This is a genomic window from Priestia sp. P5_B4 (assembly GCF_056400385.1).
This window is the reverse complement of record NZ_JBFULJ010000061.1, coordinates 1-13,423: the sequence shown is the minus strand read 5'-3', so window position 1 is coordinate 13,423 and position 13,423 is coordinate 1. Positions and strand designations below refer to the sequence as shown.

The window sequence follows — 13,423 nt, the reverse complement described above, 5'->3', positions numbered from 1 at the left end:
GCCATAGGTTCTCACTCTGGCCCAGGGACGATTGCAGTCTTCTTTTTGAATGAAACCATCGAATAATTTAAAGAGGTCAGGGCATTCTAAAGATACGACCAAAAAGGGGTGTATCACAATGCCAAAAACGAGCGATAACGATAAAAAAGCAAAAGATAATAACGCAAAGCTTCACGAAAAGAATCTGCAAGCTAAGCATAACCGTGAGCTTGGAAAACATTCATTTTCTAAAAAAACTGATCACTTATAAAAAGAAGCCGCTGAATTTTCAGCGGCTTCTCCTTTTAGTTTTCTTCTTTTTTAAAATATGTCCATCCTTCTTCTTGATAAACTTTTCCTTCTTTCATCAGTTTACCAAGCGCACGTTTGAACGCAGCTTTACTCATATTAAAGCGCTCGCGAATATCTTCCGGATAGCTTTTATCCCAAAATGGCATAACGCCACCGCGGCTTTCCATGTAATCGTATAGTACTTGTGCATCTTCATCCATGCTTTCTTGCTTGCGCGGAAGAAGCGATACGTTTAGCGTTCCGTCTTCTTTTACATTAATTACGCGGCCTGTTACATACGTACCAAGCTTTGGTTCTTTGCGTCTCTCGCTTTCATGAATAAATCCAACATATCCTTCATCTGTCATAATAAATGAACCTACGCGCAGTACGCGATAGATGTATCCGCTCACTTCACGATTAAAAAGTTCGGGCGGAGCATCTAATGCCATTGCTTTCATCACATCGTCTGTAGCAATTTTTCCGTACATCTTACCGCGCTTTGAAATCTTCATTGTACAGTAAACCTTGTTTCCGACTTCTGGCCACAGATCTTCTAGGGCAGGTAAGTCTGTTGAACCAATTAACATATCTTTGTTCATGCCGATATTTACAAACACGCCCAAACCTGGATTAACATCTACGACCTCGACCCACTCATAAACACCTTCTTCAACAAGAGGTAAGTGCATCGTTGCCGTTAAACGGTCATGCTGATCAAGGTATAGAAAAACTTCTACTTCTTCTCCTTCAGCAAGTTCTCTTGTTGTTTCATTTTTATGTAGCAAAATTTCTTCTTCACCTTCTGCTAACATATAACCAATCGGCGTTTCCCGGTTTACTGTTAAATACGCTTTCATCCCAGCTTCTACATTCATCGTTCTATCCATCCTTTATATAAATTAGTAGTGATTATTCCGTCACCACATACCTTCTCACTTTGCATCGAACAGCATTTTAACTTTCAAATCAACTTAAATGCATGCATTGTTTAAAAAAGCTGCTTCTATAGCTTACAACAAAAAGCATAACTTGTATTGTATCAATTACCGGCTCTCTATTCAATATCAGTTGTATACAGTTTGTGTTTTATTTATAATAAAAGAACAAACTCTTTACATATGGAGGTTATTATGGCTAAAGATAGTTCATTTGACATTGTGTCACAAGTCGATTTATCAGAAGTAACAAACGGCATTACCATGGCAACAAAAGAAATTAAAACCCGCTACGATTTTAAAGGCAGTAAAAGCGAAATCTCGCTTGAAAACGAAGAGCTTGTTCTTATTTCTGATGATGAATTTAAGCTTGAACAGTTAAAAGACGTACTGATCTCCAAGCTTATTAAACGCGGCGTACCTACACGCAATATCTCATATGGAAAAATTGAGAACGCCTCTGGAGGAACGGTTAGACAACGCGCCAAGCTAATTCAAGGTATCGACAAAGACAACGCTAAAAAGCTAAATACAATTATTAAAAATACCGGTTTAAAAGTAAAAAGCCAGATTCAAGATGATCAGCTTCGCGTAAGCGGTAAAAATCGTGATGACCTGCAGCAAATTATTTCAGCTATTCGCAGCGCTGATTTACCTATTGACGTACAATTTATTAATTACCGCTAAAAAAATGGATGCTCCGGCATTCATTTTTTCTTTTAAAGCCTTTTTTTATTCGTTCAGGCTTATTCCTATGCATAGATACACTTTCTTAACAAATACTAGTATACGCTTACATACTCATATTAATTAAGGAGTGTATACCAATGAATCAAAATCAAAAACAAAACTTCCCTCCTCAGCATCAGCAAACTCAGCCAGGTATTGAGAAAGATATGCATCCAATCCCTACCTCTATCGCTCCAGACTATAAGGCAAGCGGAAAATTACAGAACAAAGTAGCTGTTATCACCGGAGGAGACAGCGGTATCGGACGTTCTGTCGCTTATCATTACGCTAAAGAAGGCGCAAATGTTGTCATAACCTACCTTAATGAACACGATGATGCAAATGAAACCAAAAAACAAGTTGAACGAATGGAAGCTTCTTGTTTATTGCTTGCTGGCGATATAGGAGATGAGCATTTTTGTCAAGAAGTCGTCTCAAAGGCGATTCAGACTTTCGGAAAAATAGACATCTTAGTCAATAATGCAGCTGAACAGCATCCTCAAAAAAGTATTACGGATATTACGACTGAACAGCTTACTCGTACGTTTCAAACGAATATTTTTTCAATTTTTCATCTGACCAAAGCTGCATTGCCTCATTTAAAAAAAGGAAGCGCTATCATTAATACAACGTCTGTGACAGCTTACCATGGGCATGATCAGCTGATTGATTACTCTTCAACCAAAGGTGCTATCGTTGCTTTTACACGTTCTTTATCAGCTTCGCTCGCAACAAAAGGCATTCGCGTAAACGGCGTAGCTCCGGGACCCATTTGGACACCTCTTATTCCGTCTACGTTCGACGAACAGCAAGTTGCGACATTTGGGTCTAATACACCTATGAAACGGGCAGGACAGCCTTCTGAGCTCGGACCGGCCTATGTATACTTGGCAAGCTCTGATTCTTCTTATATGTCCGGGCAAGTTCTGCACATTAATGGGGGATCTATTGTAAACGGATAACATTTCTCTTCGGTCATTCATTTATTTTTATGTGGAAACACTATCAGAATTCAGCTATTTTTGTTTAAATAGAGATATGAACACCGCTAAAGGAGAGTATTTGAATGACCGATACATTAAGCACTCTTAAACATATATACGAAACCATTTTAAATAAAGTCGATGCCGGTATCCATGCGGTCGATGAAACAGGAAAAACTATTATTTATAATGAAAAGATGACAAAGATGGAGCTGATGGATGAACAAGACGTTTTACATAAAAACTTGTTAGATGTGTTTATGTTCAAAGAAAATCAGCAAAGCACGCTTGTACAGGCGCTGCAAAAAGGAAAAGAAACGGTTAACGTCAAGCAAACGTATTTCAACAATCAAGGACAAGAAATTACGACGATTAATAATACCTTCCCTATTTTAAAAGAGGGGGTCATTCAAGGAGCGGTTGAAATTGCTCAGGACGTGACGAAACTAGAGCGTCTAATCCGGCAAAACATTAGGCAAAAAGGAAACACACGCTTTACGTTTGATAGCATCATTGGAAACAGTCAAGCTGTTCATGATGTGATTGAAGACGCCAAGCGCGCTACTAGAACTCCTTCTTATGTCTTAATCATTGGAGAAACAGGCACGGGAAAAGAACTGTTTGCTCAAAGCATACATAATGGCAGCAGCCGCTCTTCTGCTCCTTTTATTTCACAAAACTGTGCTGCGCTACCGGATAATTTAATTGAAAGCCTTTTGTTCGGTACGAAGCGCGGAGCTTTTACAGGTGCAATGGATAATCCTGGCCTTTTCGAACAAGCGCAAGGAGGCACATTACTGCTAGATGAAATCAACTCGTTAAACCCAAATCTTCAGGCTAAGCTTCTTCGAGTGCTGCAGGAAAAAACCGTACGAAGAATTGGGGATACAGTGGACAAACCGGTTAACGTTCGAGTGATCGCGAACATGAATGAAGATCCAATCGATGCAATTGCAGAAAACCGATTACGCAAAGACTTATATTATCGACTTGGCGTCGTGACGCTTTTTATTCCTCCTCTTCGTGAACGAAAAGAAGATATTATTGAATTAACAAAGTTTTTCATCAAAAAATACAATGATTTATTTCAGATGAATGTAAAAACCGTAGATCACCAAGTTATGTCTTCTTTTCTCTCTTATGACTGGCCAGGGAACGTACGGGAATTAGAACACATTATTGAAGGTGCAATGAACTTAGTAATGGACGAAGATGTTATTCACTATTCTCACCTTCCTTTCCAATACAGAACGAAGTTCCAGCTAAAGCAGCATGAACATTTTGAAAATAAAGCAAGCAGTGAGGCACCTTCTTATCCAAGCGCTTTTCACCCTTCTCTTCCTTTAAAGGAACAGCTGTTAGCGTTCGAAGCAGAATGTATTAAACAAACGCTTGAACAACACAGCCACAACATCTCAAAAAGTGCTAAGATACTAGGGCTGACTAGACAAAGCTTGCAGTATCGTATGAAACGATTAAACATCCGCTCTAAATAAAAAAGAAGTGCACAGTGCACTTCTTTTTTATTTTGCTTTATAAACCGGTGAATCCGATTGTTTTTGATCAATATTTTTCTTGATTCCTACGTGATAATACACGTAGAGTACAATGATTAAAGGGACACCACAGTAAAGACCAATTCGTTGATCCGGAATAAAAATTAAGCTGATTAATACAAGTCCATACAAACAAAAACCTAGAATAGGAACGAACGGATAAAGCGGCGTTTTAAATTTCAATTCCTTTATGTCTCCTCCTTCCGCTAAAAAACGACGGCGGAACATAAATTGAGAGGCACAAATGGACATCCAAACAATAATGGTCACCATTCCTGAAATCGAAATAAACCAAAGATATACGGTTTCAGCAGCCACGACGCTTGTAATCAACGAGCACCCTGAAATAATCATTGTCACAATTAATGCGTTAATTGGAACACCTCTTGAAGATAATTTCTTCAAAGGTTTTGGCCCCATATTGCTGTTTGACAGTGACCAAAGCATACGAGAAGCAGCATAAACGCCGGAGTTCGCCACTGATAGAACAGCTGTTAAAATGACGAAGTTCATGATATCCGCTGCGTATGGAATGCCAATTTGATCTAATACGGCAACAAACGGACTTTCAATGACACCTGCTGTTTTGTATGGCAGAATAGAGACTAAAACAAACATAGCTAACACAAAGAAAAACAGCGTTCTCCAAATGACGTTTCGAATAGATCTCGGCAACGTTTTCTCAGGACTTTCACTTTCTCCTGCTGCAATGCCAACAAGCTCCGTTCCTTGAAACGAAAAGTTAACCGTTACTAAAGTCAATAAAACTGCCAGTATTCCATTTGGAAAAAGACCTGCGCCTTGGGTGAAATGTGAAAGAAACGGTGCGGGTTCTCCTCCCTTGAAATCGATAAAACCAAAAACAGCAGCTCCTCCAATTAAAATAAATAGAATAATAGCCGTAACTTTAATACTCGAAAACCAAAACTCAGTTTCAGCATAGCTTCGAGCAGAAAGAGCGTTAATTAAAAATGTAATGACGCCAAAAATCAAGCACCATGACCATATAGGTACATCAGGAAACCACCTCTGCATTAAAATTCCTGCTGACGTAAATTCAAGCCCCGTCGTATTTGCCCAGCTGAACCAGTACAGCCATCCAATCATAAAGCCTGTAGAAGGCCCTAAAAACCTTGTAGCGTATTCTTGAAAGGAACCTGAAACCGGCATTGCTACCGCTAGCTCTCCTAAACAAAGCATAACTAAGTACATGAGGAAGCCGCCTATTATATATGCAAGAATGGCTCCCCCCGGCCCTGCCTGGCTAATAGTAAAACCCGAACCTAAAAATAGGCCTGTTCCAATCACGCCTCCTAACGCAATCATAAATAAATGTCTGCTTTTCATTGTTCTCTGTAATTGGTTTTGTTCTGTATGTCTATTCATCGGTACCTCCGTTCTTCATTTTCTTATATGTGGTTTGTACAAGCATGCCTACTTTTTAGCATCTGAACAGTTGTTTCTTGAATCAACTTAGGAAGAACTCCGAACGAATAAGGCTTATACACTCGCTCTGTCCACTTATGTCCGTCTTTCCCATATACTCCTATATTGATGGACGGAATATTTAACTCTCGAATTTCACGGAAAGGAATCGCCCCTGCAATCCCCCACCCTGGAAAGTTACGTGTAAAAGCATCGATTTCCTCATCTGTCTCATGAAGAGATAAAAAGCTGCCATCCGCTAGGTAGGGAAAAAATTTTTTAAACTGAAACGTCTCTCCCGTCTGTTTTCCAACCTTCTCCACAGCTGCTTGCAAGGGATAAAGAAGCTGCTGATCTCTGCTTTCGTCTTTCTTCAAGTGATTATGAGGCAAGTAAGGCGGTGCAAAAAAGACAATTACGCGCGGACTTTGATGCGGATCTAACTTTTGAAGTTCTTCAATTACTTTAAAGCACCTTGTTCTAAGTTCTAAATGCCCATACTGTTCGAAAGCTCGTTCAATACAAGCCTGAGCATTTATCCCTTTTTGATCCAATTCTTCCAGGTAATCTTCCAAACTCACAACATCCACTTTCCAAGACAAGTTTCGCTTTGGTAAATTCGTTCTCCGAGCAAAAAGTTCGTAATAATCAGAAAGTTTTTTCTCCACTTTTTCACATGCTTCGATTGATAATCCAATTAATTGACTCATCACTTCTTTTGCCGTTCGTTCATAGATGAAATAGTTAAAATACAAATGACTGCTTACAGCAGTTTGCACATTATAAGCCTCTTTATTATCTCGTTGATACAGACAGGAAGGTGGCAGTACCAGCTCTCCTTCAATATTTTCAGCTAGATTAATATTGTTATGGATGCTTCCTGTAATCTCAGATGCAATCAAATTAGGATCTATACCAGCAAGCGTATCTCCTACGTGTACCTCCCTTCCGTAAATATAAAAACATGGAAGCAGTTTCCCAGCGGCTCCTGTATAAATATAGCGCGTGGAATCTCCATCGTAAAGAGGTGTAATAAAGTCGGTATTAATCGCTGCTACATATGAAAGATTTTTTTCTTTTTTCAAACGGTTCAGTTCAGAAACGGCAGAAATAATTCCAGCATGCTGACTTTCCTCATCTGGGTTGACCATAAAAAGGACGTTTCCTTCTAATTTATTTGGATGCTTAGTAAAATGCAGCACATTGGCTAAATGTACAGCAATTCCACTTTGCATATCAACGGCTCCTCTTCCAAACATCCATTCACCTGAGCGAGCATCTCGCTGTACATCTTCATTAATGTTATGCGTAGAGAAATAGCGCTGAAGTTCTTCTGGATCTAATGCTATGTCTTTTAATGGACCAAAATCTTCAATGCCAACCGTATCTAAGTGAGCGTGATAAATCATTGTTTGAGCATTTTTTTTGCTGCCTTGAATAAAAGCAAATATATTTTTTCTACCTAGCGTATCGCCATTAATTTTCTGTTCCCAAACGTGAAGGGGATTTTCTTTGAAATAAGGAAAACTTTGAAGCGTGTTTTTAATGAAATCAGCAATCTTTACTTCGCCGCTTGTCCCATTGATACTTTTGATTTTCACTAACGCTTTTGTTAAACATTCAACTTGCTCTTCCATGCTTAGCTGTGAGAGTTGGATATACACTTCTATTCCTCCTGCCTATCAAATAAAAACGTTATTTAGCTGCATATGAATAAAAATAGTACGATATATACATATCGTACTATTTTTATTTATTTTAAACCGATTACTCAGCAAATACTTTTTCAATTCGTTCAATTGCCCAGTCTAACTCTTCTTTTGAAATCGTTAGCGGCGGAGCAAAACGAATAACCGTACTGTGCGTTTCTTTACAAAGCAAACCTTGGTCTTTTAATTTTTCACAATAAGGACGAGCTTCTTCGTGTAATTCTACCCCAATGAATAGACCACGGCCGCGCACTTCTTTAATAACTGGATTGCTTAAGCTTTGGAGCTTCTGCTTGAAATAAGAACCTAATTCTAATGAACGCGCTGGAAGTTCTTCATCTTCAATTACTTCCAAAGCAGCTAATGATACGGCACAAGCAAGCGGGTTTCCTCCAAATGTTGAACCATGAGAGCCAGGGTTAAAGACACTTAAAATGTCTTCATTAGCGACTACGCAAGAAATAGGGAAAACTCCTCCTCCAAGCGCTTTACCTAAAATCAGCATATCTGGTTCTACGCCTTCCCAATCACAAGCAAACATTTTGCCTGTACGCGCTAAGCCAACTTGTATTTCATCAGCAATAAATAGCACATTATGTTCTTTACATAAATCAGCTGCAGCTTTTAAGAAGCCTTCTGGAGGTAAAACGATACCTGCTTCACCTTGAATTGGCTCAATTAAAAATGCGGCTGTATTTGGTGTAATAGCAGCTTTTAACGCTTCTAAATCACCATAAGGAATGGTTTGAAGCCCTGGAAGCATCGGTCCAAAACCACGTTGATATTCTGCTTCAGACGATAAGGAAACAGCTGTCATTGTACGACCGTGGAAGTTGCCCACACATGCGATGATTTGTGCTTGATTTTCAGCAACGCCTTTCACGTCGTAAGCCCAGCGGCGTGCAGCTTTAATGGCTGTTTCCACCGCTTCTGCTCCCGTATTCATTGGAAGAGCCATATTTTTATTTGTTAATTTACAAATCTTTTCATACCATGGACCAAGCTGATCATTATGAAACGCTCGTGACGTTAACGTTACTTTATCAGCTTGACGTTTTAATGCTTCAATAATTTTCGGATGACGATGTCCTTGGTTAACAGCGGAATAAGCACTTAGCATATCCATATATTTATTATTTTCTGGATCGTGTACCCATACGCCTTCTGCCTTTTCAATTACAATCGGCAGCGGATGATAGTTGTGTGCCCCAAATTTTTCTGTTTGCTCAATGATTTTCACCGTTTTTTGTGTTTCAGTTGTCATATTTACTCCTCCTTATTTTCTAATTAGAATGTTTCAGATGTTGTTTTTGCTTGCATGTGAAGAACAAGATAATCCGGTCCGCCTGCTTTTGAATCCGTTCCTGACATATTAAATCCGCCAAAAGGCTGGTAACCAACAATCGCTCCTGTACATCCTCTGTTAAAATACAGATTTCCAACATGGAACTCTTCACGGGCGCGCTCAATATGCTCGCGGTTGTTTGATAATAAAGCGCCTGTTAATGCATATTCTGTATTGTTTGCAATCTCCATCATATGATCAAAATCTCGCGCTTTAGAGAATGCTACTACCGGACCAAAAATTTCTTCTTGCATGAGACGAGCTTTTTCATCTACATCCGCAAAAATAGTTGGCTGAATAAAGTATCCAGTTGAATTGTCTGCTTCTCCTCCCGCAACAAGCCGTCCTTCTTCTTTTCCAATTTCAATATACGATAATACTTTGTTATACGACGCCTCATGAATAACAGGTCCCATATAAGTTGAAACTTCTTCCGGGTTTCCAACGGTTAATGTTTTTGTTAGCGCAACTGCTTTTTCAAGCACTTCATCATACACATCTTGATGCACAACAGCACGAGAACCAGCGGAGCACTTTTGCCCTGCAAAACCAAATGCAGAGTATACAATTGAAGAAGCAGCTAAATCAAGATCCGCATCTTTGTCTACAACCACCGTATCTTTTCCGCCCATTTCAGCAATAACGCGTTTTAGCCATTTTTGGCCCGGCTGTACTTTTGCTGCTCTTTCGTAAATGCGGCAACCTACTGCGCGCGAGCCAGTAAATGAAACAAAACGTGTTTTTGGATGTTCAACTAAGTAGTCACCGATTTCAGGTGTAGCACSAGGAATAAAGTTTAATACGCCTTTCGGTAAACCTGCTTCTTCCATTACTTCTACAAATTTCGCTGCTACTACAGGAGTGGCATCAGCTGGCTTTAATAAAATCGTGTTGCCTGTTACGATAGCTGCTACTGCTGTTCCAGCCATGATAGCTAACGGGAAGTTAAAGGGTGAAATAATAATACCTACGCCAAGTGGAATATAATTGTACTGATTATACTCACCGTCTCGACTCTGTACTGGAGAACCATCTTTTAACGTCAGGACTTGACGGGCATAGTACTCTAAAAAATCAATTGCTTCTGCTGTATCAGCATCTGCTTCGTTCCAAGGCTTTCCTGCTTCTTTTACAAGATAACTAGAAAATTCATGCTTTCTGCGACGGATGATGGCCGCTGCACGGAAAAGAATATCCGCGCGATGTTCTACTTTCCATTTTTTCCACGTTTCAAAAGCTTTTAAAGCTGACTGCATCGCTTGCTCTGCTAAGTCTTTATTTACTGTAGAGACATATCCAATCACTTCTTTTATATTCGCTGGGTTAACAGACGTAATTTTCTCTTCAGTTTCCACTTTTTCACCGTCGATCACAAGCGGGTACGTTTTGCCAAGCTGTGTATTTACATATGTTAATGCTTCTTGAAATGCCTTTTTATTGTTTTCGTCTTTAAAATTTGTAAATGGTTCATGAGAATAAGAAACTACCATGATATATACCTCCTAGTATGCAAATCTTTGTTTACTTTATAGTTATGCAAATAGCGTGCCAACTTTTAATAAAACTTTACAGCCTATTTGTCATCAAGGTTTTCACCACTTATATCATTCTTTCTTTTTGATAAAGGAAAAAATAATTGGCATGTGTATATTTTTTTTGCACTTTAAACGCCAATATCTTTGGCATAGAAAATATATTGAGACATACCAAAATCAATCCAATCTAAAAACGAAAAAATCCGAACAAGTTTGATTCTCCATCAAGAATCAAACTCGTTCGGATCTTCCTTCAACTACAATACTTTTGTCCCAGCCTCTTTTCTCTTTGTATATAAAGTTATCTCTTCGTCATTTGAATGGTTTTACAGGATTGTCTTTCAATCATTTTGTGGGGAACGCGAACTTGTTCTGCAACAGCATATGGCGTTTCAATCTGCTTAATCAAGCAGCGTACAGCCTGATAACCAAGTTCAAAAATATTAATATCAATAGATGTGAGAGCAGGTCTAGCCATTTCGGCGATCAGAACATTATTAAAACTGACAATCGAAATGTCTTCAGGAACCGAAATCCCCATTTCATCCAATGTATTTAAAACGCCTAATGCCATTAGATCGTCTGCTACTACCAGAGCTGTTGGACGTTCTTTTAGAGATAAAAGTTCGCAAACAGCTTCTTTTCCTCCCTTTTGTAGAAATTCTTCATGAATTACATACTCGTCCCGGTAAGGAATGTTTGCTTTTTGAATCGCTTTATCATAGCCTGTTAAACGGTCAATGGTAACGACTAATTCAAGACTTCCGCCAATAAAAGCAATACGCTCATGTCCAGATTCAATTAAATATTCCGTCGCTTCTTTTCCAGCTTTAAAATTATCATTATCAACAAACGTGATGCTTTCACTATGTTTAAACGGCTTTCCAATAACTACAAACGGCACGCTCTGTTCTTGCAAATAAGAAAGTACTTGATCATCAACTTTGGAGTACAGCAAAATTAATCMATCCACTCGTCTTCCCTGTACCATTTGAACAACTTCTGCAAAAATCTCTTCTTCCGTTTCTCCAGTGGACATATAAATCGCTCTTTTGTTTTCGTGAGCTCCGGTGCTGATTCCTCTTAGCACTTCGGGAAAGAACGGATTTTGAAACACCTTGTCTGCTGAGCTCGGCATCACTAGGCCGACTGCCTCTGTCGTTTGATTTGCTAGACTTCGCGCAATAATATTTGGGTGATAACCAAGTTCTTTCATAGCCGATCGCACGCGCTGTTTTGTTTTTTCACTAATTCTTGAGCTGTCTGCAATGACGCGAGATACCGTCGAAGGGGCTACATTTGCTAAATTTGCCACATCTTTTATTGTTACACCCATAATTCCACCTCTTAATTATGTTTTCTTCATTAATACTTATCCAATATAATTTGACAACTATGACGCGCTGTCCTTTTTACGAGATTGAGAAATTTTCTTTTCTTTTCTTCTTTTTGAAGATGCTTTGTACAAAAAGATGCCAAATCCCGTATAAACAGCAGCAACCGCTGCGATATATCCAATATTAACCCCTGACTTTTTCACTACTTTATATACATTTGTGGTCTCAGGCTCCAATGAAATGTTGTATACATCGTCAACGGGTCGTATAATTCCTTCCGTTATTAACCCTCTTAGTTCATTTTCTTTTCCAACTTTTTTAAGCGGGACATTAATGGCCGAAGTTTCCTTTGTATTATTAATCACAACAAACGTCGTTTCGTCCTTATACCTTCTCTTGTATACAGCCACACCTTGTYGCTCAGACACAAGGGTAAAGCTTCCTTTTCGAAGAGAAGGCGACTTTGCTCTAAGTTCAGCCAGTTTTTTTAAATGATCTATAATATCGGGATTAGCTAAAAAATTCATCATGGCATAATTTTCTGCTCCTTTTCCCCCATTCAGCGCAATTTCCGTTCCATAAAAAACGATTGGTACACTCGGCGAAGTATAAAGATACGAAAGCCCTTGCTTTGTTCGGGCTCCAGGATGATTTTCACTCTTTAATGCTTGTGCTGTAAAACGCGTGCTATGAACATCATCTAAAAAATTGGCTAAAGGCTGATTACTTCCTTTTCCCCACTTGTCATACAACATTTTCTGCGGGCGATTAGTACCGCTAAACGTAGCAGCAGTGGCTTCGGCTAGCGTTCTATCTACAAGCAAATCTACTCCTAACGAATCAGCCTGCTCATTTTTTTTAAATGGTTCCCCGTTTATTTCTCCTATTAATAGAAAAGAAGGATCCATGCTTTTTAGCGTCTTAGAAAAGGATGAAATAAATGCAGAAGGGGCTTGATCGATATCTTTAACGTAATATCCGTCAATATCTGCTTGTTTGCCCCACCAAGCAGCATTTTTAATAAGGTATTTCTGCACAGCGCTTTCTTTTAAATTAAGGTGAGGCAATGCTTTAATTACTTCGTTATCTGTACCGGATTTATTACTTATCCATGTGTGTTTTTCTTTATCTGCTACCCAGGGATGATTGTTACTGATTGTCAAAGGAAATTCGACCATAATTTTTATATTGCGCTCATGTGCTTTCTTCACAAGATTTTGTAAGTCTTTTAACGTTCCAAAATGATCGTCTATTTTATAATGGTTGGTCACCGCATATCCATGATAGCCTGTCTCATCATTTTCCATAAAAGGAGTTAATAAAACAGCGGTAAATCCCATCTCTTGAATATAGTCTAACTTTTGTGCTATTCCCTGTAAATCGCCTCCATAATAGGCATCTGAACGTTCATAGTCAACATTTCGATCATTCTGTTCACTTCCGTTATAAAAACGGTTGATCATCAATGAGTATATTACCTCATCACGTATATCTTTATGATCTTGCGCTGAGGCACTGCTTCCAAAAAGCAATAGTAGTATAAGCAGCATACTTGTCCTTTTCCATTTCATCTATTCCCCTCCTATAGACGAACTG

11 protein-coding genes are annotated in these 13,423 nt (G+C 39.0%); 4 read left to right on the top strand and 7 right to left on the bottom strand.

Going from position 1 to position 13,423, the window contains the following annotated elements; genetic code table 11:
* Nucleotides 1-118: 118 nt before the first annotated feature.
* A complete protein-coding gene (locus tag AC1DRF_RS08900; protein ID WP_013055378.1) occupies nt 119-250 on the top strand; it encodes a DUF3941 domain-containing protein in 132 nt (43 codons plus the stop codon).
* Between the two features lie 34 nt (nt 251-284).
* On the opposite strand, the gene AC1DRF_RS08895 is transcribed toward AC1DRF_RS08900, so the two are convergent.
* A complete protein-coding gene (locus AC1DRF_RS08895; protein WP_013055377.1) occupies nt 285-1,148 on the bottom strand; it encodes a CvfB family protein in 864 nt (287 codons plus the stop codon).
* Between the two features lie 255 nt (nt 1,149-1,403).
* Here AC1DRF_RS08895 and AC1DRF_RS08890 point away from each other — a divergent pair, with 255 nt between their 5' ends.
* The 3 genes from AC1DRF_RS08890 to AC1DRF_RS08880 all read left to right on the top strand — a co-directional run bounded on the left by AC1DRF_RS08890 (nt 1,404) and on the right by AC1DRF_RS08880 (nt 4,416).
* Nucleotides 1,404-1,895 (top strand): YajQ family cyclic di-GMP-binding protein, encoded by a 492-nt coding sequence (locus tag AC1DRF_RS08890; protein ID WP_013055376.1) that lies wholly within the window; start codon nt 1,404-1,406, stop codon nt 1,893-1,895.
* A 140-nt stretch (nt 1,896-2,035) separates the two neighbouring features.
* Nucleotides 2,036-2,899 (top strand): SDR family oxidoreductase, encoded by an 864-nt coding sequence (locus tag AC1DRF_RS08885; protein ID WP_427075745.1) that lies wholly within the window; start codon nt 2,036-2,038, stop codon nt 2,897-2,899.
* Nucleotides 2,900-3,003: 104 nt separating this feature from the next.
* A complete protein-coding gene (locus AC1DRF_RS08880; protein ID WP_427075746.1) occupies nt 3,004-4,416 on the top strand; it encodes a sigma-54 interaction domain-containing protein in 1,413 nt (470 codons plus the stop codon).
* 27 nt (nt 4,417-4,443) lie between these two features.
* Here the strand turns inward: AC1DRF_RS08880 and AC1DRF_RS08875 are convergent, their stop codons facing one another.
* From AC1DRF_RS08875 to AC1DRF_RS08850, 6 genes are all read right to left on the bottom strand, one after another.
* Nucleotides 4,444-5,862, bottom strand: coding sequence for an amino acid permease (locus AC1DRF_RS08875; protein ID WP_427075747.1), 1,419 nt, complete (start codon nt 5,860-5,862; stop codon nt 4,444-4,446).
* 23 nt (nt 5,863-5,885) lie between these two features.
* Nucleotides 5,886-7,565 carry a M20/M25/M40 family metallo-hydrolase gene (locus AC1DRF_RS08870; protein WP_427075748.1) on the bottom strand — a complete coding sequence of 560 codons (1,680 nt, stop codon included), beginning with the start codon at nt 7,563-7,565 and terminating at the stop codon, nt 5,886-5,888.
* Between the two features lie 103 nt (nt 7,566-7,668).
* Entirely contained in the window at nt 7,669-8,874 is a 1,206-nt protein-coding gene (locus AC1DRF_RS08865; protein WP_013055371.1) for an ornithine--oxo-acid transaminase, read from the bottom strand.
* Nucleotides 8,875-8,897: 23 nt separating this feature from the next.
* The gene (gene pruA / locus AC1DRF_RS08860) at nt 8,898-10,445 is read right to left on the bottom strand and encodes an L-glutamate gamma-semialdehyde dehydrogenase (RefSeq protein ID WP_477740608.1); all 1,548 of its coding nucleotides are present in this window, start codon (nt 10,443-10,445) and stop codon (nt 8,898-8,900) included.
* A gap of 346 nt (nt 10,446-10,791) precedes the next feature.
* The gene (locus tag AC1DRF_RS08855) at nt 10,792-11,826 is read right to left on the bottom strand and encodes a LacI family DNA-binding transcriptional regulator (RefSeq protein ID WP_477740607.1); all 1,035 of its coding nucleotides are present in this window, start codon (nt 11,824-11,826) and stop codon (nt 10,792-10,794) included.
* Between the two features lie 57 nt (nt 11,827-11,883).
* Nucleotides 11,884-13,398, bottom strand: coding sequence for an alpha-amylase family glycosyl hydrolase (locus AC1DRF_RS08850; protein WP_477740606.1), 1,515 nt, complete (start codon nt 13,396-13,398; stop codon nt 11,884-11,886).
* Nucleotides 13,399-13,423: the final 25 nt, after the last annotated feature.